The sequence below is a fragment of the Micrococcales bacterium genome (assembly GCA_016703125.1).
Lineage (GTDB): Bacteria > Actinomycetota > Actinomycetes > S36-B12 > UBA10799 > JADKAV01.
The window spans coordinates 17,076-40,979 of the sequence record JADJCR010000015.1; the positions used below are offsets into that span (position 1 = coordinate 17,076).

Annotated in this window: 19 protein-coding genes and 1 pseudogene; 4 read left to right on the forward strand and 16 right to left on the reverse strand. The window is 68.3% G+C overall.

Annotation, left to right across the window (positions count from 1 at the left end; genetic code table 11):
* Positions 1-14: 14 nt before the first annotated feature.
* The 3 genes and pseudogenes from IPG68_15235 (at position 15) to rarD (ending at position 3,767) form a co-directional block, all read left to right on the forward strand.
* Positions 15-1,904, forward strand: a complete 1,890-nt coding sequence (locus IPG68_15235; protein MBK6764520.1) for a 2-oxoacid:acceptor oxidoreductase subunit alpha — start codon at positions 15-17, stop codon at positions 1,902-1,904.
* Positions 1,904-2,877, forward strand: a pseudogene (locus IPG68_15240) (2-oxoacid:ferredoxin oxidoreductase subunit beta). Before IPG68_15235 ends, IPG68_15240 begins: the two are co-directional and overlap by 1 nt.
* Positions 2,862-3,767, forward strand: coding sequence for an EamA family transporter RarD (rarD, locus tag IPG68_15245; protein MBK6764521.1), 906 nt, complete (start codon positions 2,862-2,864; stop codon positions 3,765-3,767). The pseudogene IPG68_15240 and the gene rarD overlap by 16 nt, the downstream one beginning before the upstream one ends.
* 25 nt (positions 3,768-3,792) lie before the next feature.
* Here the strand turns inward: rarD and IPG68_15250 are convergent, their stop codons facing one another.
* Positions 3,793-4,908, reverse strand: coding sequence for a glycerophosphodiester phosphodiesterase family protein (locus tag IPG68_15250; GenBank protein MBK6764522.1), 1,116 nt, complete (start codon positions 4,906-4,908; stop codon positions 3,793-3,795).
* 31 nt (positions 4,909-4,939) lie between these two features.
* Positions 4,940-6,496, reverse strand: coding sequence for an FAD-binding oxidoreductase (locus IPG68_15255; GenBank protein ID MBK6764523.1), 1,557 nt, complete (start codon positions 6,494-6,496; stop codon positions 4,940-4,942).
* A 70-nt stretch (positions 6,497-6,566) separates the two neighbouring features.
* Here IPG68_15255 and IPG68_15260 point away from each other — a divergent pair, with 70 nt between their 5' ends.
* Positions 6,567-7,679: an acyl-CoA dehydrogenase family protein gene (locus IPG68_15260; GenBank protein MBK6764524.1), complete on the forward strand. Its 1,113-nt coding sequence runs from the start codon at positions 6,567-6,569 to the stop codon at positions 7,677-7,679.
* Positions 7,680-7,998: 319 nt separating this feature from the next.
* Here IPG68_15260 and IPG68_15265 read toward each other — a convergent pair whose 3' ends face one another.
* Genes IPG68_15265 through IPG68_15330 form a run of 14 tightly spaced genes read right to left on the reverse strand, consistent with a single transcriptional unit; the run spans position 7,999 to position 23,904 of the window.
* Positions 7,999-8,976 (reverse strand): polyprenyl synthetase family protein, encoded by a 978-nt coding sequence (locus IPG68_15265; protein MBK6764525.1) that lies wholly within the window; start codon positions 8,974-8,976, stop codon positions 7,999-8,001.
* A 9-nt stretch (positions 8,977-8,985) separates the two neighbouring features.
* Complete coding sequence (gene nuoN / locus IPG68_15270; protein MBK6764526.1) at positions 8,986-10,533, reverse strand: NADH-quinone oxidoreductase subunit NuoN; 1,548 nt, start codon at positions 10,531-10,533, stop codon at positions 8,986-8,988.
* Positions 10,530-12,086 carry an NADH-quinone oxidoreductase subunit M gene (locus IPG68_15275; protein MBK6764527.1) on the reverse strand — a complete coding sequence of 519 codons (1,557 nt, stop codon included), beginning with the start codon at positions 12,084-12,086 and terminating at the stop codon, positions 10,530-10,532. The genes nuoN and IPG68_15275 overlap by 4 nt, the downstream gene beginning before the upstream one ends.
* Complete coding sequence (nuoL, locus tag IPG68_15280) at positions 12,087-14,012, reverse strand: NADH-quinone oxidoreductase subunit L (GenBank protein MBK6764528.1); 1,926 nt, start codon at positions 14,010-14,012, stop codon at positions 12,087-12,089. It lies immediately after the preceding gene.
* Positions 14,012-14,311 (reverse strand): NADH-quinone oxidoreductase subunit NuoK, encoded by a 300-nt coding sequence (gene nuoK / locus IPG68_15285; protein MBK6764529.1) that lies wholly within the window; start codon positions 14,309-14,311, stop codon positions 14,012-14,014. Before nuoK ends, nuoL begins: the two co-directional genes overlap by 1 nt.
* Positions 14,308-15,120 (reverse strand): NADH-quinone oxidoreductase subunit J, encoded by an 813-nt coding sequence (locus IPG68_15290; GenBank protein ID MBK6764530.1) that lies wholly within the window; start codon positions 15,118-15,120, stop codon positions 14,308-14,310. Before IPG68_15290 ends, nuoK begins: the two co-directional genes overlap by 4 nt.
* 8 nt (positions 15,121-15,128) lie before the next feature.
* The gene (gene nuoI, locus IPG68_15295) at positions 15,129-15,683 is read right to left on the reverse strand and encodes an NADH-quinone oxidoreductase subunit NuoI (GenBank protein ID MBK6764531.1); all 555 of its coding nucleotides are present in this window, start codon (positions 15,681-15,683) and stop codon (positions 15,129-15,131) included.
* Positions 15,676-16,956 carry an NADH-quinone oxidoreductase subunit NuoH gene (nuoH, locus tag IPG68_15300; protein MBK6764532.1) on the reverse strand — a complete coding sequence of 427 codons (1,281 nt, stop codon included), beginning with the start codon at positions 16,954-16,956 and terminating at the stop codon, positions 15,676-15,678. The genes nuoI and nuoH overlap by 8 nt, the downstream gene beginning before the upstream one ends.
* Positions 16,953-19,382 carry an NADH-quinone oxidoreductase subunit G gene (locus IPG68_15305; GenBank protein ID MBK6764533.1) on the reverse strand — a complete coding sequence of 810 codons (2,430 nt, stop codon included), beginning with the start codon at positions 19,380-19,382 and terminating at the stop codon, positions 16,953-16,955. Before IPG68_15305 ends, nuoH begins: the two co-directional genes overlap by 4 nt.
* The gene (gene nuoF / locus IPG68_15310) at positions 19,379-20,680 is read right to left on the reverse strand and encodes an NADH-quinone oxidoreductase subunit NuoF (GenBank protein MBK6764534.1); all 1,302 of its coding nucleotides are present in this window, start codon (positions 20,678-20,680) and stop codon (positions 19,379-19,381) included. Before nuoF ends, IPG68_15305 begins: the two co-directional genes overlap by 4 nt.
* Complete coding sequence (locus tag IPG68_15315; GenBank protein ID MBK6764535.1) at positions 20,680-21,330, reverse strand: NAD(P)H-dependent oxidoreductase subunit E; 651 nt, start codon at positions 21,328-21,330, stop codon at positions 20,680-20,682. The genes nuoF and IPG68_15315 overlap by 1 nt, the downstream gene beginning before the upstream one ends.
* Positions 21,330-22,661, reverse strand: a complete 1,332-nt coding sequence (locus tag IPG68_15320; protein ID MBK6764536.1) for an NADH-quinone oxidoreductase subunit D — start codon at positions 22,659-22,661, stop codon at positions 21,330-21,332. The genes IPG68_15315 and IPG68_15320 overlap by 1 nt, the downstream gene beginning before the upstream one ends.
* Positions 22,658-23,353 (reverse strand): NADH-quinone oxidoreductase subunit C, encoded by a 696-nt coding sequence (locus IPG68_15325; GenBank protein MBK6764537.1) that lies wholly within the window; start codon positions 23,351-23,353, stop codon positions 22,658-22,660. Before IPG68_15325 ends, IPG68_15320 begins: the two co-directional genes overlap by 4 nt.
* Complete coding sequence (locus tag IPG68_15330) at positions 23,350-23,904, reverse strand: NADH-quinone oxidoreductase subunit B (GenBank protein MBK6764538.1); 555 nt, start codon at positions 23,902-23,904, stop codon at positions 23,350-23,352. Before IPG68_15330 ends, IPG68_15325 begins: the two co-directional genes overlap by 4 nt.

The window sequence follows — 23,904 nt, forward strand, 5'->3', positions numbered from 1 at the left end:
CCAGCGCGGACCCGATGACGGGATACTGGTACCAATCAGCAACAGCGAGGGACCCCGTGGCAGAGACCAAGACCGTACGCCTGGACCGTGTGATCGTCCGCTTCGCCGGCGACTCCGGCGACGGCATGCAGTTGACCGGTGACAGGTTCACGTGGGAGTCGGCAGCGCACGGCAACGACCTGTCGACGCTGCCCGACTTCCCGGCCGAGATCCGTGCCCCCCAGGGCACGCTGCCCGGCGTCAGCGCGTTCCAGATCCACTTCGCCGACCACGACATCCTCACCCCCGGCGACTCCCCCGACGTGCTGGTGGCCATGAACCCAGCCGCGCTCATGGCCAGCCTGCCGCTGCTCAAGCCCGGCGCGGAGATCATCGTGAACACCGACGAGTTCACCAAGCGCAACCTGACCAAGATCGGGCTGACGGTCAACCCTCTCGAGGACGGAACACTGGCCAATTTCTCGGTGCATCCGGTCGCCCTGACGTCCCTGACCGTCGAGGCGCTGTCCGGCTCCGACCTCGGCAAGAAGGACGCGGAGCGGGCCAAGAACATGTTCGCGCTCGGGCTGCTGTCCTGGTTGTACCACCGGGACCTCGAGGCGACCGAGAACTTCCTGAGCGAGAAGTTCGCCCGCGCTCCGGAGATCCTGAAGGCGAACATCGCGGCCCTGCACGCCGGCTACAACTACGGGGACACCACAGAGGACTTCGTGGTGCGCTACGAGGTCGCAGCCGCCCCGATGCCCGTCGGCACCTACCGCAACATCAGCGGCAACCTCGCCCTGTCCTATGGCCTGGTCACCGCAGCGCACCTCGCGGGACTCGAGTTGTTCCTGGGCTCCTACCCGATCACTCCGGCCAGTGACATCCTGCACGAACTGAGCAGGCACAAGCAGTTGGGCGTGACGACGTTCCAGGCTGAGGACGAGATCGCCGGCATCGGCGCGGCCCTCGGCGCCGCCTACGGCGGGGCGCTGGGCGTGACCACGACCTCCGGGCCGGGGATCGCCCTGAAGAGCGAGACGATCGGCCTGGGGGTGGCCCTGGAGCTGCCGTTGCTGATCGTGGACGTGCAGCGTGGCGGCCCCTCCACCGGTCTACCGACCAAGACCGAGCAGGCCGACCTGCTGCAGGCCCTGTTCGGCCGCAACGGGGAATCGCCGGTGGCCGTCATCGCCCCACAATCCCCCGCGGACTGCTTCGACGCCGCCATCGAGGCCGCCCGCATCGCGATCACCTACCGCACCCCCGTGATGCTGCTCTCCGACGGCTACCTGGCCAACGGGCAGGAGCCGTGGCGCATCCCGCAAATCGACTCGCTACCCGCGATCGATCCCGCGTTCGCGACCCAGGCCAACGGCGCGGACGGGCAGTTCCTGCCGTTCCTGCGCGATCCGCAGACGCTGGCCCGGCCCTGGGCGCCGCCCGGGACGCCGGGGCTGGCCCACCGCATCGGCGGCATCGAGAAGGCCGACCTCACCGGCAACATCTCCTACGACCCCGACAACCACGACCGCATGGTGCGCCTGCGGCAGGCCAAGATCGACGGGATCGAGGTGCCGGACCTCGAGGTCGACGACCCCACCGGGGACGCGGACCTGCTGGTGATCGGCTGGGGGTCCACGTACGGCCCGATCACCGCCGGCGTCCGCCGGGTGCGCAACGAGGGCAAGAAGGTCGCACAGGCTCATCTGCGGCACCTCAATCCGATGCCCGCCAACACCGGGGACGTCCTGCGCGCCTACTCCAAGGTGTTGGTGCCGGAGATGAACCTGGGACAACTGGCTCTGCTGCTGCGCGGGCGCTACCTCGTGGACGCGGTCGGCTACAACCAGGTGCGCGGGCTGCCGTTCAACGCCCCGCAGATGCAGGACGTGATCAACCGCATGCTGGAGGACCTGTGATGTCCGAGGTGACTTTGAAAGCCAAGGACTTCAAGTCCGACCAGGAGGTCCGCTGGTGCCCCGGCTGTGGGGACTACGCGATCCTCGCCGCGGTGCAGTCGTTCCTGCCCGAACTCGGCCGCACCCCCGACGACATGGTGTTCGTCTCGGGAATCGGGTGCTCCTCGCGCTTCCCCTACTACTTGTCGACCTACGGCCTGCACTCGATCCACGGCCGGGCCCCGGCCATCGCCACCGGCCTGGCGGTCACCCGTCCGGACCTCGACGTCTGGGTCGTGACCGGGGACGGGGATGCGTTGTCCATCGGCGGCAACCACCTGATCCACGCCCTGCGGCGTAACGTCAACGTGACGATCCTGCTGTTCAACAACCGGATCTACGGGCTCACCAAGGGCCAGTACTCCCCGACCTCGAGCCAGGCAAGGTCACGAAGTCGACACCGCTGGGTTCGGTGGACCGGCCGTTCAATCCGGTGTCCCTGGCGCTGGGCGCCGAAGCCACCTTCGTGGCCCGCACCATCGACTCCGATCGCGGTCACCTCGTGGAGGTCCTGCGCGCCGCCGCGCAACACCGGGGCACCGCGCTGGTGGAGATCTACCAGAACTGCAACATCTTCAACGACGGCGCCTTCGACCTGCTGAAGAACCCGAAGACCCGCGACGAGGCCCTGATCCGCCTGCTGCCCGGGCAGCCCATCGTGTTCGGGGACCGCCGCGTGGTGCGCGACGCCGCCGGTCGCCTTCAGGTCAGCGCCGAGGGTGAGCCGGTGATCCACGACCCGGCCGACCTCGAACTGGCCTTCGCGTTGTCGCGACTGTCCGGGGCCGAACTCGACCACACCCCGATCGGCATCTTCCGGCAGGTGGCGGCCCCGGTCTACGACGACGCGGTGCGCGCACAGGTGCACGACACCGCCTCAGCCGCCGATCTGCAGTCCCTGCTCACAGGACCCGATCCTTGGGCAGTGACCTGAGGTCAGACCGCGCCGGGCTTGCCTTCGGGATCGGCGCCTACTCGCTGTGGGGACTCTTCCCGCTGTACTGGCCGCTGCTGGCCCCGGCCTCCGCATGGGAGATCCTCGCCCACCGGATGGTGTGGAGCTTCGCCTTCCTGCTGGTGATCGGCCTGTTCGCCCGGTCGTGGCGGCAGATCGGCGCCGCCCTGGCGTCGCCGCGCACCCGCTGGCTGCTGCTGGCGGCCGCGGGGCTGGTGTCGGTCAACTGGGGCACCTACATCTGGGCGGTGAACGAGGGCTACGTCGTCGAGGCCTCCTTGGGCTACTTCATCAACCCGCTGGTGTCGGTGGCGCTGGGAGTGGTGGTGCTCGGCGAGACGCTACGGCGGGTGCAATGGGTCGCCGTGGGCATCGCCTGTGTTGCGGTGGCCGGGCTCACGCTGTCCTACGGTCGGCCGCCGTGGATCGCGTTGATCCTGGCGTTCTCCTTCGGCCTGTACGGTCTGGCACGCAAACAGGCGGGCGTGCAGCCCATCCCGGCACTGACGGTCGAGACCGGCTTCCAGGTACCGTTCGCCCTGGTCTACCTGGGCGTGCTCGCGACATCCGGCCAGCTGGTCTTCGGCGACGACCCGGCCAACTCCGTGATGCTGATGACTGCCGGCATCGCGACCACCATCCCGCTGCTGCTGTTCGGCGCCGCAGCGATCCGCCTGCCCCTGGTGGTCCTGGGACTACTCCAGTACCTCGCCCCGGTGATCCAGTTCCTCATCGGCGTGACGTACTTCGGCGAGGACATGCCGACATCCCGGTGGGCGGGCTTCGCACTGGTCTGGCTCGCGCTGGTGGTGTTCACCGTCGACGTCGTCCGGCACACCCGGAGGACCCCGCCCGAGCCCCCGTTGTGAGCCGGCCCCGGGGCGCCACCGGCGACTACTTGAGCCGGTAGGTCTTCTTCGTGTCCAGCGCGGCGGCCTTGTTGCTGGCCTCGGCTGTCAGGGTGATCGTCACTTTGCCCTTCTTGCCGGTGACGACCCAGAACTTCCCCTTGCTCTTCTTCAGCTTGCCTTTGCCCGCAACCTTGGCCTTGACCTTGGTGCCTGCGCTGGTCTGGCAGGTGGTCCTGAACAGCGCGACCTTGCTGTCGGCTTTGAGCTTCTTCGGCAGTTTCGCGCACTTGGCCTTGGGCTTGACGCAGTAGGTCGAGGCGTTGCCCCAGGACGCGTACGCCTCCGGATAGTCGGTGATGACTCCGAGCGGGGAGAAGCGGGCGACCTCCGCCCAGCCGTCCGGGTTCTCATCGGGCAGCTTCTCGTTGTACCAGGCGTACACCTCGATGCCCGCCTTGTTCAGGCCGGCCATGTTCCCCTCGAACTCCACGGACACGTTGATCAATCCGGCCCAGGCCCCGGACGGCACGTCGCCAGGGGAAAGCCCGATGCCGTCCTTGAGGATGTCCTGGAACCAGATCTGCTTGTTGTTGGGCAACTTCACCTTGAACTGGGCGAGCTCGTCCTCCTTGAACGAGGGGACGACCGCGTCGGCGCCGGACTCGGTGATGAGGCGGACGTAGTCGTCGATCCACGCCTGGTTGAAGTCCTCCGGCTTGTACTCCGGCCACACCTGCACGTTGTCGGCCTTGGTGCGCTGCAGGAACTCCTGGAAGTGGGGCACCTTGCCACCGCCGTTGTCGAGTTCGAGCGCGTCGATCTGCGCGATGGTGAGATCCTTGACCGCGCCGGTGCCGTTGGTGGTGCGGTCCACGGTCGCGTCGTGCATCAGGATCGGCACCCCGTCGGCGGTCCACCGGACGTCCGTTTCGAACACCTTCACCCCGGCGGCCAGCGAGCGTTCGTACGCCCGCCAGGAGTTCTCCCAGTAGTAAGGGGTCGCGCCCTCCCCGCCGCCGAGCCGGTGTGCCACGCGTTCGGGGATGTAGCAGCCCTTGGCGTTGTTCGAGCCGGCCTGGACGGAGCCGTCGGCGGCGGCGGGACCGATGGCGGCCGCACCGGACATCACAAGGGCGGCACAGATGACTGGGATGCGCATGTGCCGCAAGATACCCCGTCGCTGCGGCGCGTTACCCGGCGGGCGGGCGTTCGAGGCCGAGCACCCCCGGGTTGAGGATCCAGGCGGGATCGACGGCCGCCTTGCTGGCGGCCAGGGCCGCGGCGAACACGTCCGGGCGCTGGCGGCGGTACCACGGGACGTGGTCACGCCCCACGGCGTGATGGTGGGTGATCGTGCCGCCGCCGGTCAGCAGCGCCTCGCCGACCCGGGCCTTGATCTCGTCCCAGGCGGCGATCTCCTCGCCGCGGGCCACCGGGGCCAGCACAGTGAAGTAGGGCGCGGCACCGTCGGGGTACACGTGCGTCAGCCGGCACGTGACCCGGCCCGGATGCCCGCACACCGCCAGCACGGCCTGCTCTGCGACGTTGCGCACCGACTCCACGAGTGCGTCCAGACGATCCCACGTCACAGCCGTCTCGAAGGTCTCAGCGAGCACCCCGAGGCTCACCAGCGTGTCACGCAGGTACGGTGCCTGCAGGAAGGCGCCGCGCCACTCCTGGGCATCGCGGGTCGGCTGAAGCTGCCCGCCGGCGCCGACACAGATGGCGAGGGCGGCGTCCTGCAGTGACCCCATCGCGGCACTGCCTTCGAAACCGAGCACCAGCATCGGCCGATGATCGGCACCCGGTGCCTCCACACCGTCGATCAACCTGCAGTTGTCAGGCCGCAGCCCGCTCTGGAGTACCAACCGGATGGCGTCGCACCCGGTGCGGAAGTCCGGGAACCGGACGGTGGCGGAGAACTTGTGCTCGGGGCGCGGCACGATCCGCAGCCAGGCCTGTGTGATGACCCCGAGTGTCCCTTCGCTGCCGAGCAGCAACCGGTCGGGGCTGGGGCCGGCGCCGCTGGCCGGCAGCCGGCGGGACTCCCACACACCGACCGGGGTGATGGCGCGCACAGACTCCACGACATCGTCGATGTGGGTGGGGCCGGAGGCGTAGTGCCCACCGGCCCGGGTGGCGATCCAGCCGCCCACCGTCGCGAACTCGAAGGACTGGGGGAAGAAGCGGGTGGTGAACCCGTGTGGTCGCAGTTGCTCCTCCACCCGGGGCCCGGCCGCCCCGGCGCTCACGAGCGCCGCGCGTGCCACCGGATCCACCTCGAGCACTGCGTCGAGGAGGCGCAGATCCAGGCTGATCACACCGTCGAAGTCGTCGAGGCCGCGCGGTTCGACGCCGCCGACCACACTGGTCCCGCCACCGAACGGGATCGCCGCCACGTTGCGCTGTTCGCACCAGTGCAGTGCCCGCTCCACATCCGTCTCGCTGCGCGGGAGCACCACGAAGTCCGGCGCGCTGCTGAAGTCCCCCCGGAAGCCGCGGAGGATGTCGCGGTAGGCCTTGCCCAGGGCATGCGTCGCGCGGGCGTGCCGGCCGGTGTCGGCGATGTCGGACAGGTCCCCCGGGGTCAGCCGGGGTACGGGCAGGGACGCCGCCTCGAGCGCCACGGGAATCTCCACATCCGTGCGCCCGAATCCCAGGTACTCCACGACGCCCGGTGCGGCCTCCTGCAACTGCTCGGCGGTGAGTGCCTGCTCGGCGCGGCCCCAGCCCCAGTGTTTGCGCATCGCACCAGTATGCCCGCCGAGGACGTCCGGTGTCGGCGGTGCCCCGACCGCGCCGCCGTAGTCTGACGCCATGGCCTTCATGACCGAGGAACGCGCCGCGCTCGCCCAGACCGTGCGCGCCTTCACCGCCGAACACATCGCGCCGCACATGGACACCTGGGAGCGGGAGGGGGAACTGCCGCGGGAGTTGCACAAGCAGGCCGCCGGGCTCGGGCTGCTCGGCGTGGGGTACCCCGAGGACGTGGGGGGCTCGGGCGGAGACCTCGGGGACGTCATCGTGGTCACCGAGTCGGTCCTTTCCGGCGGCGGCTCAGGCGGTGTGATCGCGGGGTTGTTCACGCACGGAATTGCCATTCCGCACATCATCGACTCCGGGAACCCCGACCTGATCGACCGGTGGGTCCGGCCCGTGCTGGCCGGCGAGAAGATCGCCTGCCTCGGCGTGACCGAACCCGGTGGCGGCTCCGATGTGGCGAACCTGCGGACCCGGGCCGACGAGTCCGGCGACGGGTGGGTGCTCAACGGCTCGAAGACGTTCATCACCTCCGGCGCCCGGGCCGACGTGGCCGTGGTCGCGGCCCGCGTGCGCGGGGAGTCCGGCGCCGCCGGCATCGGCCTGTTCGCCGTGCCGACGGATCAGCAAGGCTTCCACGTGACCAGCAGGCTGGAGAAGATGGGGTGGCACTGCTCTGACACCGCCGAACTCGGACTGGTGGACGCGCGGGCGGAGTTGATCACCGATCAGGGGTTCGCATCGTTGGCGCGGCACTTCGCCACCGAGCGACTGTCCTTGGGCGTGACCGGTTACGCCACGGCGGCCCGGTGCCTGGATCTGACCCGCGCATGGATCACTGAGCGGGAGACCTTCGGCCGTCCGCTGAGCACGCGCCAGGTCGTCCGGCACACCTTCGTGGACATGAACCGGCGCACCGATGTGGCTCGTTCCTACGTCCATGCGCTGGCCGAGGCGCCGGAGGTGGGCGTGCTGGACGCCATCTACGCCAAGCAGACCGGGGTGAACTGCGCCGCCTTCGTCACCGACCGCGCGGTACAACTGCTCGGCGGCATGGGCTACGCCCGCGGGGAGGTCGAGCGGCACTACCGCGACGCCAGGATCCTGGGGATCGGGGGCGGCGCCGACGAGGTGATGGCGGACCTGGCGGCGAGGCTGCTCGGGTTGTAGCCCGGCGCGATTGTCACGAAGGTGCGGCCGCCCCGGACCGGAATGCGACGAAGGTGCCCGGTCCGCCGCCCGACACCCCGCACCATCACCACAAACCAGCCCCGAAGACCCCCACCTTCGTCACAAAGACCCGGCGCGGGGCCCCAGCGGCGCGATTGTCACGAAGGTGCGGCCGCCCCGGACCGGAATGCGACGAAGGTGCCCGGTCCGCCGCCCGACACCCCGCACCATCACCACAAACCAGCCCCGAAGACCCCCACCTTCGTCACAAAGACCCGGGGCAGGGCCCCAGCGGCCCCATGGACACGTGCGACGGACCTCAGCCCGTGCGGTCCACCACGTAGTCGCACACGGCGGCCAGCGCATCGCGGGGTGCTCCCGCGGGCAGCGTGGCCAAGCAGGCCCGCGCGTCGTCGGCCCACTGCCGAGCGACCATGCGGGCCTGGTCCATGGCCGGGTTCTCGCGCAGCAAGGACAGCGCCTCGGCCACTTCCACATCCCCGAGCGGCCGGCTGAGCAGGTCGGCGAGCCGGATGTCGGCTCCGTCACGCAGGACCATCAGGCCGGTGAGGGTCGGCACCCCCTCCTTGAGGTCGGTCCCGGGGGTCTTACCCGAGTCGGCGGACTCGCTGGTCAGGTCCACGAGGTCGTCGGCGAGCTGGAACGCCACGCCGATCCGCTCGCCGAACCGGGTGAGCGTGTCGACGGTGGGCTGGTCGCAGCCGGCGAACATCGCACCGAACTGGGCCGAAGTCGCGATCAGCGATCCGGTCTTGTCCGCGAGCACCTGTAGGTGATGGGCCACCGGGTCCTCACCGTCGGCAGGTCCCACGGTCTCCCGGATCTGGCCTGTGACCAGGCGCTCGAAGGTGCGCGCCTGGATGCGCACGGCGTCCGGACCGAGGTCGGCGAGAATGTCCGAGGCGCGAGAGAACAGGAAGTCGCCGGTCAGGATGGCCACGGAGTTGTCCCAGCGGTTGTTCGCCGACGGCCGGCCGCGACGCATCGGCGCCTCGTCCATGACGTCGTCGTGGTAGAGCGTGGCCAGGTGGGTCAACTCCACAACGGTCGCGGCGTCGTACACCTCTTCCCGGTCGGGGTCGCCGAACGCCGCACACAGCAGTGCCATCAACGGGCGGAAGCGCTTGCCCCCGGCCTCGACGAGGTGCGCCGAGGTCTCCGTGACGAACGGGTAGTCGCTCTTGACCGCCTCGTTCAGCCGGGTCTCCACACGCTGCAACCGGGTGCCCAACCCGTCGCGCAGGGTCGGATCGGTGAGGAACGCCAGATTCGGCACCGATCACCCCTATCTGATGAACGTGGAGGCCTTGTCTGCCAAGTCCAACACGGATTGCGGTAGCACGCCAAGAATCACGGTAACCGCCACCGCCACGCCGATCGCCACCGCGGTCAGGCTACTGGGCACGACGACCGACGCAGCGTCCTCCGAGCGGTCGGTGAAGAACATCAGAACGATGACGCGGACGTAGAAGAACGCGGCGATCGCGGAGGCGAACACACCGACGATCACCACCGGGGTGGCACCCCCTGCGATGCCGGCCTGGAAGACCGCGAACTTGCTCGTGAACCCCGATGTCAGCGGGATCCCCGCGAACGCCAGCAGCATGATGGCCATGGCGCCGGCGATCATCGGCGAGGTCTTGCCCAAGCCTGCCCATTGCGACAACTTGGTGGCCTCCCCCGCGGGATCACGCACCAGGCTCACGATCGCGAACGCGCCCAACGTGCTGAAGCCGTAGGCCAGCAGGTAGAACATCGTCCCGGACAGACCGGAGGGGTTCGTCGCGATCACGCCGATGAGCATGAAGCCCGCGTTGGCGACCGCCGAGTACGCCAGCATGCGCTTGATGTCGGTCTGCGTCAGGGCCAGCACCGCCCCGATCAGCATCGTCACGATGGCTACCGCCCACATAGCGGGTCGCCAGTCCCAGCGCAGCCCCCCGAGGGCGACGTAGCACAGGCGCAGCAGGCCACCCACCGCGGCGATCTTCACTCCCGCGGCCATGAACGCGGTGGCCGGCGTCGGGGCGCCCTGGTAGACGTCGGGCGTCCACTGGTGGAACGGCACAGCGCCGATCTTGAACAGCAGGCCGACGAACAGCAGGACGGTGGCCGCGATGAGCAGGCCGTTGTTGCCCGGGTCCGCGGCCAGGCTCTCGATGATCCCGTTGAAGGAGATCGTGCCGGAGAACCCGTACAGCATCGCTGCGCCGAAGACGAAGAACCCCGAGGAGTAGGAACCCAGCAGGAAGTACTTCATGGCCGCTTCCTGGCTGAGCAACCGGCGTCGCCGCGCCATGCCAGCCATCAGGTACAGCGGCAGCGACATGACCTCGAGCGCGACGAACATCGTCAGCAGGTCGTTGGCCGTGCAGAACACCATCATTCCGCCGACGCTGAACAGGAACAGCGGCCACACCTCCGTCTGCATCCACCCGCGCTGGGTGAAGGACCGCTCGTCCTCACTGCCGGGCAATGCTGCCGAGGAGGGCGCGAAGGCATCACCGGCCGGATCGGCATTGCGCTCGGCGATCAGCAGCGCCGAGACCATCGCGATGAGCAGGATCGAGCCCATCATGAACAACCCCGGGCCGTCCACGGCGATGGTGCCCTCAGCGGCCAGTTCGTTCGTCCCGGCCAGGCGCACCACCAGCACGAACGACGACAGCAGCACGACCGCGACCAGCCACAGCTGCACGATACGCCGGTGCGGGGGGGATATGAACGCCTCCACCAGCACGCTCAGCACACCACCGGCGAGCACGATCAGCAGCGGGCTGACCAGCCAGTACTTGATCTCCGGGGACGAGAATGTCTCCAGCACGCCGTTCACTGTCCCTCCCCTTCCGCACGGCACCCGTCGGCGAGGTCACAGTCGCCGCCCGGCCCCACCGTGGGATCCTGGACCCCCACCGCCACCATGGTCTGGTCGACCGCGGGGTTGATCACGTCGAGTGCCGGCGCCGGGAACACCCCCAGCGCGATGATGACTGCGACCAGTGGCGCCACTGCGAGCACCTCGCGGCCGGTCAGGTCCTTGACGTCCTCGCAGCCCGGCTTGACCGGCCCGGTCATGGTGCGCTGGTACAGCCAGAGCACGTACAGCGACGCCAGCACGATGCCGGTGGTCGCGATGACCGCGGCGACCGGGTAGCGGACGAACGTGCCCAGCAGGACGAGGAACTCCGAGACGAAACTGCTCATGCCGGGCAGCGCCAGCGAACTCAGTCCGGCGATCAGGAAGAACCCGGCGAGCAGCGGCGCCACCCGGTAGACACCGCCGTAGTCCTCGATGAGTTTCGAACCCCGCCTGCTCATGAGGAAGCCGGCCACGATGAACAACGCGGCCGTCGAGAAGCCGTGGTTGACCATGTACAGCGTCGACCCGCTCTGACCCTGCGCGGTCATCGCGAAGATGCCCAGCACGATGAAGCCGAAGTGGCTCACCGAGGTGTACGCGATGAGGCGCTTGATGTCGGTCTGCCCGATCGCGAGCAGGGCACCGTAGATGATGCTGATGACGGCCAGCACGATGATGATCGGCGTGTAGAACTGCGAGGCCTCCGGGAAGATCGGCAGGCAGTACCGCAGCATCCCGAACGTGCCGACCTTGTCGAGCACGCCCACCAGCAGGACCGCACTGCCGGGCTGGGCCTCTGTGGCCGCGTCCGGCAGCCACGTGTGGAACGGCCACAGCGGCGCCTTGACCGCGAACGCGAAGAAGAAGCCGAGGAACAGCATGCGCTGGGTACTGGGATCCATGTTGAGTTGCGTGAGCGCCGTGAAGTCGAACGTGCCGGCACCGAACTCCCGCTGGCTGACCACGTACAGGCCGATCACGCTGGCCAACATGAACAGCCCACCGAACAGGCTCACGATGAGGAACTTCACTGCCGCGTAGGACCGGCGCGCACCGCCGTACCGGCCGATCATGAAGTACATCGGGATGAGCATGACCTCGAAGAACACGTAGAACAAGAACAGGTCGGTCGCCGCGAAGACGCCGATCATGCAGACCTCGAGGGCCAGCATCAGTGAGTAGTAGCCCTTGGTCGGGGCGTCGGAGTAGTCGGCCTCGTTCCAGCCGGCCAGGATCACTACGGGCACGAGCACCGCAGCCATCGCGATGAGGACCAAGGCGATGCCGTCCACGCCGAGCGCGAAGGAGATCCCGAAGGACTCGATCCACGGCGTGGAGGTCGCGAACTGGAACGGCGCGGTGGAGTCCGGGTCGAACTGCAGGGCCATCGCGACGACCAGCACGGCGGTGGCCACGCTGAAGCCCAGCGCAGCCTGTTTGGCCAGGTCGGGCTTGTCCTTGGGCAGCAGGGCCACCACCACCGACCCGATCGCCGGGACCAGCAGGAGGATGATTAGCCAGTTCATCTAGAGCCTCACCACCAGCATCACGGCGAAGAGCGCGAACGCTCCAGCCAACATGGACAGGGCGTACGACCGTGAGAACCCGGTCTGCCACTTACGCAGCCTGCTGGACAACCCCGCGGTGGCCGAGCCGAGCGCCAACAGGGAACCGTCGATGCTGCGGTTGTCGAACCAGACCATGGCCCGGGTCAAGTACTGCCCGGGGCGCATGAAGACGGTCTCGTTGAGCGCGTCGCCGTAGAGGTCGCGGCGCGCGGCCGCCGTCAGCGGCGACACCGACGTCGGTGCGGTCAGCGGCACCTCGCGGCGGTATTGCTGGTAGGCCAGCAGCGCACCGACGATGACCAGCAGCAGGGTCCCACCGCTGATCACCCAGACCGGCAGGGGCGGTTCCGGGTGCTCGAACCCGGTGACCGGCTCCAGCCACTTCTCGAAGGCGCCGTTCCAGGCCAGGACGAAACCGCTGACGGCCGAGAGCAGACCCAGGATGATCAGCGGGATCGTCATCACCGACGGCGACTCGTGCGGGTGGACGTCGTCGGTCCAGCGCTTGTTCCCCAGGAACGTCATGGTGAACAGCCGGGTCATGTAGAACGCGGTGATGGCTGCGCCGAGGGCGGCGGCCAGACCGGCGATCCAGCTCTGCTGGAACGCGGCCTCGATGATCTTGTCCTTGGAGTAGAAGCCCGAGAACGGCGGCACGCCCATGATGGCCAGCCAGCCGGCGGCGAATGTGACGAACGTGATCACCATGACGGTCCGGATGGCACCGAACCGGCGCATGTTCTCCTGGTTGTTGAACGAGTGCATGACCGAGCCGGCGCCGAGGAACATGTTGGCCTTGAAGAAGCCGTGGTTCACCAGGTGGAAGATGGCGAACACGTAGCCGATCGGCCCCAGGCCGGCGCCCAGCATCATGTAGCCGATCTGGGACATGGTGGAACCGGCAAGCACCTTCTTGATCTCGTCCTTGGCGGTACCGATGATCGCCCCGAAGATCAGCGTGACCGTACCCACGATGATGACCAGCGTCTGCGCGGTCGGGGCGGCATCGAAGATCACGTTGGACCGCACGATCAGGTAGACGCCTGCGGTCACCATGGTTGCGGCGTGGAGCAGCGCGGAGACCGGCGTCGGGCCCTCCATCGCGTCGAGCAACCAGGACTGCAGCGGCACCTGTGCGGACTTGCCGCACGCTGCCAGCAGCAGCAGGATGCCGATCCACGTGAGGTCGGACTGTCCGGCCTCACCGACCTGGCTGAACACCTCCGGGAAGGTGACCGTGCCGAAGGTGACGAAGATGAGCATGATCGCGACCGACAGCCCGAAGTCGCCGACGCGGTTCACCACGAAGGCCTTCTTCGCGGCGACCGCTGCGGTCGGCTTGTACTGCCAGAATCCGATCAGCAGGTACGAGGCCAGACCGACACCCTCCCAGCCGACGTACAGCAGCAGGTAGTTGTCAGCCATCACCAGCAGCAACATCGCCGTCACGAACAGGTTCAGGTAGGCGAAGAACAACCGCCGCTTGGGGTCGTCGTGCATGTACCCGATGGAGTAGACGTGGATCAGGGAGCCCACACCGGTGATCAGCAGCACGAACGTCATGGACAACTGGTCCATCTGCAGCCCCACGTTCGCCGTGAAGTTACCGACGATCACCCAGTCCCAGAGGTGCTGGATGACCCCGCGCTCCTCCGACGGCTTCTGCAGCATGGCCAGCCACATCATCGCTGCCAGGACGAACGAACCGATGGGAAGCACAGTGGCCAGGTAGTGGCCCCACGCGTTGGTGCGGTTGCCGAGGACCAGCAGCAGGAACGCCCCGAGCGCCGGCAGGGCGAGAATCACCCAGAGGTAGGAGAAGATCCCATCCGGTGGGGCATACGTGATGGTTGGCGCAGCGGACGCCAGCAGGTTCGACCCCATCAGAACCTCAGCAGACTGGGCTCGTCCACCGACGCGCTGCGGCGTGTCCGGAAGATCATCACGATGATCGCCAGCCCGACGACCACCTCAGCAGCGGCCACGACCATCGTGAAGAACGCGAAGACCTGCCCCTCCAGGTTCCCGTGCATCCTCGCGAAGGCCACGAACGCCAGGTTCGAGGCGTTGAGCATCAGCTCCACGCACATGAACACCACGATGGCGTTGCGGCGGAAGAGCATGCCGAACGCACCGAGGCTGAAAAGCACCGCTGCCAGAGCGATGTAGTGATCGGTGCTCACCTTTCCTCCCCATCATCGGCCTGCCCGTGCGGCAGCTCGTCGACGACGACGTCGTGCTGGTGCGCGACCTCGTCCACCTCCTCGACGTCCACACGGTCGACCTCGGAGTGCCGCAGGGCCATCGGCCGGGGCACGGAGATCTCGGCAGCCGATCCGTCCGGCAGCAGTGCCGGGGTGTCGACCGCGTTGTGCCGGGCATAGTTGCCCGGTGGCGGCAGCGGGCTCGGGTGCCCGCTGCGGAAGCGCGCCTCGGACAGCTCGCGCTGCGTCGGCTTCGGGACCACGTGTTCCCGGTGGGTCAGGATCATCGCGCCGAGCGCCGCGGTGATGAGCAGCGCCGAGGTCACCTCGAAGGCGAAGACGTACTTGGTGAAGATCAGTTGCGCGATGCCCTGCACGTTGCCGCCCGCCGCCGCGTTGGCCTCTGCCAGGGAGCCGGCGGGCATCTCGGAGGTCCCCGATCCGAGCAGGCCGAGCAGCAGGATCGCGAAGCCGAGCCCGGACAGGATGGCTGCCGGACGCTGGCCCCTGACGGTCTCGACCAGGGAGTCCGAGGAGTCGACGCCGACCACCATCAGCACGAACAGGAAGAGCATCATGATCGCGCCGGTGTACACGATGACCTGCACCATGCCCAGGAACGGTGCGGACAGGCTGACGTAGATGATGGCCAGGTTGATCATGGTCATGGCCAGGAACAACGCGCTGTGGACGGCCTTGCGGGAGAAGAGCATCCCCAGCGCGCCGAGCACGGCCAATGCGCCGCAGATCCAGAACACCGCCGCCTCCCCGGTGTTCTGTACGGCCAGCGTCGCGGTCACGTGGTGCTCCCTTCGACCGCGTCCTTCAGCGGCTCATCGGCACCGGTGACCCGCCCCTCGTAGTAGTCCTGCTCGGTGGCCCCGGGCACCATCGCGTGCGGGGGCGACTCCATGCCCGGCAGCAGGGGGGCGAGCAGGTCCTGCTTCTCGTAGATCAACTTCTGCCGGTTGTTGTCGGCCAGTTCGAACTCGTGGATCATCGTCAGCGCCCGGGTGGGGCAGGCCTCGACGCACAGCCCGCAACCGATGCAGCGAAGGTAGTTGATCTGGTACACCCGGCCGTAGCGCTCCCCCGGCGAGTAGCGTGCGTCCTCGGCGTTGTCGCCGCCCTGCACGAAGATGGCGTCGGCCGGGCAGGCCCACGCGCACAACTCACAGCCGACGCACTTCTCCAGCCCGTCTGGGTGGCGGTTCAACTGGTGCCGGCCGTGGTAGCGCGGCTTCGGCGGGAACTCGTCCTTCTCCTCCGGGTACTGCTCGGTGACCACCTTGCGGAACTGGGTGACGAAGGTGGTCGCGAATCCCTTGACCACAAAAACGACATCAGGCATTGTGCGGCTCCTGTTCCACGGCAGGGACGGTGCTCGGCTCCAGTAACTGCTGACCGGGCATCGGCGGCACGGGGTGTCCGCCGGCGAACGGGTCGACGGGCTCGGCGAACCCGGCCTGGGCCTGCTCCTCGGCCTCCGCCCGACGGTCACGGCGCAGTTGGGCGAAGTAGGAGGCCACGATCAGCAGAAGTGCGGCGAAGCCGAAGGCGACGAGCACCGCCAGCACGTCCGAGCCCTCGCTCCCGAGCGTGTACCGGGCCACTGACACCACGATGATCCACGCCAGCGAGACGGGGATGAGCACCTTCCAGCCGAAACGCATGAACTGGTCGTAGCGCAGCCGCGGCAGGGTCCCGCGCAGCCAGATGAACACGAAGATGAAGGCGACGACCTTCATGAGGAACCACAGCAGCGGCCACCAGCCCTCGTTGGCCCCCGACCATATGGACAGCGGCCACGGAGCACGCCAGCCGCCGAGGAACAGCGTGGTGGCCAGCGCCGACACGGTGACCATGTTGATGTACTCGGCCAGGAAGAACATCGCGAACTTCAGCGACGAGTACTCGGTGTGGAAACCGCCGACGAGCTCGCCCTCGGCCTCCGGCAGGTCGAACGGCGCACGGTTGGTCTCCCCCACCATCGCCGTGGTGTAGATCATGAAGGAGGGCAGCAGCAGCAGGATGTACCACAACTTCGTCTGCGCGTCGACGATCTCGGAGGTCGACATGCTGCCGGCGTACAGGAACACCGCCACGAACGACAGCCCCATGGCGATCTCGTAGGAGATCATCTGGGCGGTCGAGCGCAGGCCGCCCAGCAGCGGGTACGTCGATCCGGAAGCCCACCCGGCCAGCACGATGCCGTAGATGCCGATCGAGGCGATGGCCAGCACGTACAGCACGCTGACGGGGAAGTCGGTGAGTTGCAGGCGGGTCTGCTGGCCGAAGATCGACACCTCCGGTCCCAGCGGGACGACCGCCCAGGCGAGGAAGGCCGGGACCGCCGACAGGATCGGCGCGAGGACGTACACCCCGAGTTCGACCTTGCGGGGGATGATCTCCTCCTTCAGTGCCAACTTCACGCCGTCCATGAGGGACTGCAGCAGGCCGAACGGGCCGACCCGGTTGGGGCCGACGCGGCTCTGCATGCGCGCCACCACGCGCCGCTCACCCCAGATGGTGAGCAGGACGATGACCACGAGCAGGACGAAGACGCCGAGCACCTTCACGCAGATCAGCCAGAACGGGTCGCCGCCGAACCCCTCGACGTTCATGACGCCCTCCCGACACTCACCCGCACGGTATCGCCACCGGTCACTCCGAGTTCGCAGACCACGTTGGTGCCCGAGTTGCCCGGGACCCAGACGATGCCGGCGGGCATGTCGGTGACCAGTGCCGGCAGCGTCATCGAACCGATCTGGCCGGTCACCGTGATCAGGTCGCCGTTGTCGACCCCGAGGTCGGCGGCATTGGCCGGACCGATGCGGACCACCGCGGGTCGAGCCGTGGCTGCCATGTACGGCTCCCCGGCCTGCATGGACCCGTCGTCGACCAACTGCCGCCACGTGGCCAGGATGGCCTCGCCGGCGGCGGTGTCCCGGGGTCCCGCCGCCGGAACCTGTGGGGCATCGGGCCGCGCTGCCGGCACCGCGCGCTCGGATTCCGCCCGCAACGCCACCGGGTCCGCCGCTCCGAAGTCCTCGAGCATCTCGTCGGCGATGGCAGCCAGCACCCGGGCGTCCGAGAGGATCAGCGACTCCCGGAAGACCTGCGGGAAAGCGCGGCGGCGACCCTCCCAGTTGATGAAGGAGCCCGCCTTCTCGGTCACCGCGGCCACCGGGAAGACGATGTCAGCGGCGCGGGTCGCGTCATTGTGGTGGGTCGCCAGCGCGACGACGGTCGGCACGTGTGCGAAGCCCGCCACGAGGGCCGCACCGTCGGGTACGTCGCGCGGGTCGAAGCCGGCAAGCACCAGGGCCCGGTAGGGCGGCTCGGGCTCTTCCGGCTCTTCGGCGAGGACCACGTCGGTCCCAGCATCGGGTTCGGCGTCGGTCACCGGTTCCAGCGCGGCTTCGGGCTGATCGGCGGCCACGAGCCGCTCTATGACCCCGCGGAAGCCGGAGCCACCGGCGAACTCGCCCCACGTGGCAGGCGCCAGTCCGGGCAGCAGCCCCGCCTCCAGCGCGCCGCGCTCGCCGGCGCGCCGTGGCACCCAGGCCAACCGGGCTCCCGTGCTCTGGGCGGTCTGCGCCACCCAACTCAGCAGGCCGGGAACCCCCGCCGCCCGCTCCCCCACCATGAGCACCGCACCCGGCTCGGACAGCGCGGCCATGACCTCCGGGGAACCGGACAGCGCCTGGATCTCCTGGCCCGGCCCGGCTGCCAGCACCGTGGCGGCAAGTTTGGTCAATCCGGGGCTGGCCCAGGGCGCCACCGCATGAACCTTCGTGGTGCCCTTGGCCACGGCCTTGCGCAGGCGCAGGAACACGATCGGGGACTCGTCCTCCGGCTCGAAGGCCACCAGCACGACCGCCGGGGCGATCTCCAGGTTCGCGTACGTCGGCCCGTCGGACCCCAGCACCACTGAGCCGAGGAAAGCTGCCTCCTCGTCACTGGCCGGGCGTGCACGGAAGTCCACGTCGTCGGTCTTGAGGATCGTCCGGGCGAACTTGGAGTAGGCGAAGGCGTCCTCGGCACTCAGGCGGCCGCCGGTCAGGACCGCCGCGCTACCGACCGCCGCGCTCAGGGCGTCCGCGGCCATGCCCAACGCCTCCGGCCATGAGGCCGTGCGCAACTGCCCGCCCTCATCGCGCACCAACGGGTGGGTGATGCGGTCCTCGGTGAGGTAGGGGAAGGCGAACCGGCCCTTGTCGCAGTTCCATTCCTCGTTGACCTGGGGGTCGTCTCCGGCCAGCCGGCGCTGGACCTCGCCGCGGCGGATGTCGGTGCGCAGCGCGCACCCGCTGGCACAGTGCTCGCAGATGGTCGGCACCGACACCAGGTCGAACGGCCGCGCCCGGAAGCGGTACCGGGCGTTGGTCAGGGCACCCACCGGGCAGATCTGCACGGTGTTGCCGGAGAAGTACGAGTCGAAGGGGGTGTCCTCGCTGATCCCCACCTGCTGCTGCGCACCGCGCTCGAGCAGGTCGATGAAAGCGTCGCCGGCGATCTCGTCGGCGAACCGGGTGCAGCGCGCGCACGACACGCACCGCTCGCGGTCCAGCAGGATCTGGGCGCTGACGTTGATCGGCTTGGGGAAGGTGCGCTTCGCGCCTTCGAACCGGGTCTCCGGGCGCCCGGCACTCATCGCCTGGTTCTGCAGCGGGCACTCGCCGCCCTTGTCGCAGATCGGGCAGTCCAGCGGGTGGTTGAGCAGGAGGAACTCCATGACCCCCTGCTGGGCGTCGTCAGCCATCCTTGACGTCCGCTGGGTCCGGACGACCATGTTGTCGCCCACCGGGATCGCGCACGCGGGTTGCGGCTTCGGCTGGCCCTCGATCTCCACCAGGCACATGCGGCACGCCGCCACGGGGGCCAGCAGCGGGTGGTCACAGAATCGCGGTACCTCGATGCCCAATTGCTCGGCCGCGCGGATGATCAGCGTGCCCTTCTCCGCGGTCATGGAGACCCCGTCGATGGTGAACGCCACGTGCCCCTCGGGCACGGTCATCTCGTTGCTGCCCGGTTCTGTGACGGTCATGCCTTCACCTCGCTGAAGACGGTGCTGGCAGCGGGGTCGAAGGCCGCGCTGCTCGCAGTGGTGGTGCCCGCCTCGAACTCCTCGGCGAAGTACTTCATCGCTGCCGGGAACGGGGTGGCAGCGGCGTCGCCGAGCGCACAGAACGAGCGGCCCAGGATCTGCCCGCACACGTTGTCGAGGACCTGCAACTGGTCCGTGCGTCCCCGGCCCTGGTCGAAGCGGTGCACCAAGTCGTGGATGAACCAGTTGCCCTCCCGGCAGGGCGTGCACTTGCCGCACGACTCGTGCTTGTAGAAGTCCTGCCAGCCGGTGATCGCCCGCACCACCGAAGTCGTCTCGTCGAACACCATCGGCGTGCCCGTGCCCAGCATCGAGCCGGCCTCCGCGATCGCCTCGTAGGTCATCGGCAGGTCGATGTGGTCCTTGGTCAGCATCGGCACCGACGAACCCCCCGGCAACCAGAACTTCAGCTCGTGGCCCTCCCGGATGCCGCCGGCGTACTCCAGCAGTTCGGACATCGGCGTGCCCAGCGGCGCCTCGTAGATGCCTGGCCGGCGCACGTGACCGGAGATCGCGAAGACCTTGAACCCCGGCGACTTCTCGGTCCCGAACGACCGGAACCAGTCAGCTCCGTTGTTGATGATGTACGGCACGTTGGTGATGGTCTCGACGTTGTTGACCACCGTCGGGCAGGCGTACAGCCCGGCGACCGCGGGGAACGGTGGCTTGAGCCGGGGTTGTCCGCGCCGGCCCTCCAGGGAGTCCAGCAGCGCGGTCTCCTCGCCACAGATGTAGGCGCCGGCGCCCGCGTGGACCACGAGGTTGAGGTTGAACCCGCTACCCAGGATGTTGTCGCCGAGATACCCGGCCTCCCGCGCCTGCGCCACCGCCGCCCGGACCCGCCGGAAGACGTGCGGGACCTCCCCGCGGATGTAGATGAACGCGTGGTCGGCCCGGATGGCGTACGAGGCGATGATGATGCCCTCGATGAGGGCGTGCGGGTTCGCCAGCATCATCGGGATGTCCTTGCACGCACCCGGCTCGGACTCGTCGGCGTTGACGACCAGGTAGTGCGGCTTGCCGTCGTTCTGCGGGACGAAACTCGACTTGAGGCCGGTCGGGAAACCCGCACCCCCGCGGCCGCGCAGGCCGGAGTCCTTCACCGCGGCGATCACCGCGTCCTGGCCCATCTCGAAAGCCTTGGTCAGTCCGCGATAACCGCCGTTGCGGCGGTATCCGTCGAGGGTGAACGAGTCCGGCTCGTCCCAGTGTGCGGTGATGACCGGGGTCAGCGGCATCAGATGACCTCCCCGTCCGGGGCCGACATGTCGTGCTCGCGGGCGTACCGCAGGCCGGCCAGCATCAGGTCGTCGGTGGCAGGCAACTCGCCGAGACCGTCGTCATCGATCCCCGCCAGTGTGCGTTCACAGGCTTTGAAGTCGCGGATGACCGGCCCGCGCGTGGCCGTCACCTCGCGCCCGGCGCGCAGGTCCTCCACCAGTTGGCGCGCGGACGCCGGCGTCATGTTGTCCAGGAACTCCCAGTTGGCCGTCATGACCGGGGCGTGGGTGCAGGCCGCCTGACACTCGATGCGCTCCAGCGAGATCCTGCCGTCCTCGGTCACCTCGTCGTGGCCGACTCCCAGGTCGCCGGACAGGGCCTCCCAGGGCGGGTCCCCGCCGAGGATCCCGCAGCCGGGGTTGATGCACACCCCGATGTGGTACTCCCCGACCGGTGAGTCCTTGAACATCGTGTAGAAGCTGGCCACCGCTTTGACCTCGGCGTTCGTCAGGCCCAGCACCTGTGCGCACATCTCGATGCCCTCGCCGGTGACGTAGCCTTCCTCCGCCTGCACCAGATGCAGCATCGGCAGCAGGGCACTGCGTGCCTGCGGGTAGCGGGCGGCCAGGTCCATCATCTCGGCGCGCGTCTTCTCGGTCAGTGCCATCAGCGATCCACTCCACCCATGACGGGGTCGATGCTTGCCACGGCCGCCACAACATCGGCGACCTGACCGCCCTCGCTCATCGGCGGGACGGCCTGCAGATTGTTGAAGGACGGGTCGCGAAAGTGGACCCGGTACGGCCGCGTGCCGCCATCGGACACCACGTGCACCCCGAGTTCCCCGCGCGGGGCCTCGATGGCGACGTAGGCGGACCCGGCCGGCACCCGGAAACCCTCGGTGACGAGCTTGAAGTGGTGGATGAGCGCCTCCATGGACTGCCCCATGATGTGGCGGATGTGCTCCAGGGAGTTGCCCATGCCGTCAGAGCCGAGCGCCAGTTGGGCCGGCCAGGCGATCTTCTTGTCCTCGACCATGACCGGGCCGGGCCGCAGCCGGTCCAGGCACTGCTCGACGATGTTCAGGCTCTGCTGCATCTCCTCGAGGCGGATGAGGAATCGCCCGTACGCGTCGCACGTGGTCTGGGTGGCCACCTCGAACTCGTAGGTCTCGTAGCCGCAATAGGGCTGCATCTTGCGCAGGTCCCACGGGTAGCCGGTCGCCCGCAGCACGGGGCCGGTCATCCCCAGCGCCACGCACCCTGTCAGATCGAGGTATCCGACGTTCTCGGTGCGCGAGGTCCAGATGGAGTTGTCGACCAGCAGGTTCGCGGTGTCGGGCAGCCGCTTGCGCAAGTAGGCCACCACGTCGGCGATCATCTTCTCGCCATCGTCAGGCAGGTCCTGGGCCACGCCGCCCGGCCGCACGTACGCATGGTTCATACGCAGTCCGGTGACCGCTTCCATCACGTCCAGGATGTACTCGCGCTCGCGGAACCCGAAGGTCATGGCCGTCAGCGCACCGAGTTCCATGCCGCCCGTGGCCAGGCACACCAGATGTGAGGAGATGCGGTTGAGCTCCATGAGCATCACCCGGATGACGGTGGCCCGATCGGGGATCTGGTCGGTGATCCCCAGCAACTTCTCCACGCCCAAGCAGTAGGCGGTCTCGTTGAACAGCGGTGCCAGGTAGTCCATTCGCGTCACATAGGTCACGCCCTGGGTCCAGGTGCGGAACTCCATGTTCTTCTCGATGCCGGTGTGCAGGTAGCCGATCCCGGACCGGGCTTCCGTGACGGTCTCGCCGTCGATCTCCAGGATCAGCCGGAGCACCCCGTGGGTCGACGGGTGCTGCGGGCCCATGTTGACGACCACGCGCTGCTCGACGCCCTCGTCGCCACGCACCTGGTCCCAGTCCCCGCCGCTGACGGTGAAGACCTTGCCCTCGGTGGTGTCGTAGGAACCGGCGGCGGTCTCGTAGATGACGTCTTCGCTCACTTGTACTCCCGGCGGTTGTCCGGCGGCGGCACGGTGGCGCCCTTGTACTCCACCGGGATGCCGCCCAACGGGTAGTCCTTGCGCTGTGGATGACCCACCCAGTCATCGGGCATCTCGATGCGGGTCAGAGCCGGGTGGCCGTCGAAGATGACGCCGAAGAAGTCGTAGGTCTCGCGCTCGTGCCAGTTGTTGCCGGGGTAGATCTCGACCACGGACGGGATGTGCGGGTCGGAGTCCGGACACGTGACCTCGACCGACAGCCGCCGGTTGTGGGTCATCGACAGCATCGGGTAGTGCACGCGCAGTTCCCGGCCAGTGTCCTCCGGCCAGTGCACGCCGCTGGCGCCCAGACAGACCTCGAAGCGCAGGCCCGGGTGGTCGCGCAGCGTGCGCATCACGTCCAGCAGGTCGTCGCGCTCGACCTCCAGCGTGAGCTGGTCGTAAGCCACGAGCACCTTCGAGATGGCAGAAGCGTGGGGCAGGGCACCGGCGAGGGTGTCCACCGCCTCGTCGAACCAGCCGCCGTAGGGACGGATGGCGGCCGGCGGCGCGTAGACCCGGCGGACCAGTCCGCCGTAGCCGCTGACGTCGGGGGTGCCGTCCACGCCGAAGGCCCCTTGACCGGTCGAGACGACCTCCAGGGTCTCGGTGCCGGTGGGGACAACCTCGGCCGATTCGGGGTTCTCAGTCACCGGACCAGGCCTTTCATCTGCTCGGTGGGCAGCGACTGCAGGGCCTGCGCCTCCAACTCGACGACCTCGGCCTCGCGGTGCGCGCCGAGTTTGGTGTGCTGGACCTGGTCGTGGATCTTGAGGATCGCGTCGATGAGCATCTCCGGGCGCGGCGGGCACCCCGGCAGGTACATGTCCACGGGTACGACGTGGTCGACGCCCTGCACGATCGCGTAGTTGTTGAACATGCCGCCACTGGAGGCGCACACGCCCATGGCCAGCACCCACTTGGGGTTGGGCATCTGGTCGTAGATCTGCCGCAGCACGGGTGCCATCTTCTGGCTGACCCGCCCCGCGACGATCATGAGATCGGCCTGCCGGGGCGAGGCGCGGAAGACTTCCATCCCGAACCTGGCCAGGTCGTAGCGCGGGGCGCCGGTGGCCATCATCTCGATGGCGCAGCAGGCCAACCCGAATGTGGCCGGCCACATCGACCCCTTGCGTGCGTAGCCGGCGACGGCCTCGACCGTCGTCAGCAGGACGCCGCTGGGGAGTTTCTCCTCAAGACCCAT